This window comes from Methanosarcina baikalica (genome assembly GCF_031461075.1).
Classification (GTDB): Archaea; Halobacteriota; Methanosarcinia; order Methanosarcinales; family Methanosarcinaceae; genus Methanosarcina; species Methanosarcina baikalica.
Genome location: NZ_JAVKPK010000147.1, coordinates 1 through 1,428, shown reverse-complemented (window position 1 = coordinate 1,428; position 1,428 = coordinate 1). Strand labels below are relative to the sequence as shown.

Here is a 1,428-nt window from a genome sequence, read left to right as displayed (position 1 = left end):
ATATAGTACCCAAAAATTGACTTTTAATTTACAAAAAATTAGGCGCACTGCCTTGATTTTCTATACAAGAATTATTGATACTGTGATTTACAGAATTTTTAGCATACTACCCCACATAAAAAATTCAGTTTTCATAATATCAAATTCAAAAAAAAGTTAGTTTTAGAATTGAATAAACAGAAAAAGAAAGGAAATTGTTTATCACCTTCTTTATTCGTGTAATAACCATTCAAATCGCAGTTTCTATCTTTATCTTTTTTCTAGTTTTTGTTTTCCTGCGGATTACGAGTTTTATGTCTTTTCAGAAATTGATTCCGCTATTTTCAACATTTCGTCTTTTTCCAGGGAAGCGCAAAGGCTCAGGTTAACATCTCCTAACTTCCATGTCAAAAGTTTCATTTTCCCCATGGAAACATATTTTCCTTCTATCCCATTAATCTTAATGTCTTCACTTTTATCCATAACTGCAGCATCAGAGGACTGGTTCTTAGATACGGTTTCCGCGAGATCTATAATAGCTTTATCTTTTGTGTATGTCAGTTCGACTGTTTCAGAAATCTGGCTTTCAGAGGAATATATGCTGTTGTTGTAGATCATTGAATTATTGAATTCATAGCCTTCAGGCAGGTACTTCGGAGTAAGGATCTTAAAACTGGCTTTCTTTCTAGCTTCTTCAAGGCTCAATTCTTCAGGGGGCTTAATTTCCCCCAAATCCACTATTTTTGCGCCAGTTGGAACCTCGAATTTAAATTCAGAGTCTGGGATTCCTGTATTAACTTTCAGGTCTCTAATTTCTAATTTCATGGTTAGATTTCCATCGCCGTTATATGTCTCATATCTAAGAGGCATCCACGTTTCCTGATCTACCCAAATTTTCGTCTTGTATATCAGTTCATAATCTCCGTCGTTTTCTTTTGGAGTTGTCTCCAGCAGATAAGTTTTTCTTCCATCTACGTTCTCAACGCCAAGTACTGTTACGTTGGTGTCATTCAGGAAATTGTCTATGATATTAGTGTAGTCATTTTTCGTAAGTTCGGAAGCTTTGGAAATTTTTATTTTTGTGACCGTATTGGTATCTGGGGTATAACTCCACAAGGTTTTCCCATCTGAAACGATTATAGTTTGATTTTCTTTACCGGGCTCTGTTACAATACTTTTAATCATATTAGGCTTTTTGAACATAGTTTTGGATTCTGTCTCCTTGTTTTCCCCTCCAAAGTAAGAGTTCATGTGCATTGTGTATGAATAATCTCGAGTGTTGTTCTCTTTATCCATCATCTGGGATGCAATTTGTTCTGCATTCAGGTTTTTTTCCGTGCAGCCTGAAGAAAAGAGGGCTACAACTATGAAAATCAGAACAAATATTGATCTAAATTTTTTCATTGTTGTCATATTAATCATCTTTCACAGTTAGTTTTTCTCTAAATA

Annotated in this window: 1 protein-coding gene; it reads right to left on the bottom strand. The window is 34.6% G+C overall.

From position 1 onward, the window contains the following. Window positions 1–291: 291 nt before the first annotated feature. Window positions 292–1,383 (bottom strand): outer membrane lipoprotein-sorting protein, encoded by a 1,092-nt coding sequence (locus RG963_RS16450; RefSeq protein ID WP_310577354.1) that lies wholly within the window; start codon window positions 1,381–1,383, stop codon window positions 292–294. Window positions 1,384–1,428 lie beyond the last annotated feature (45 nt).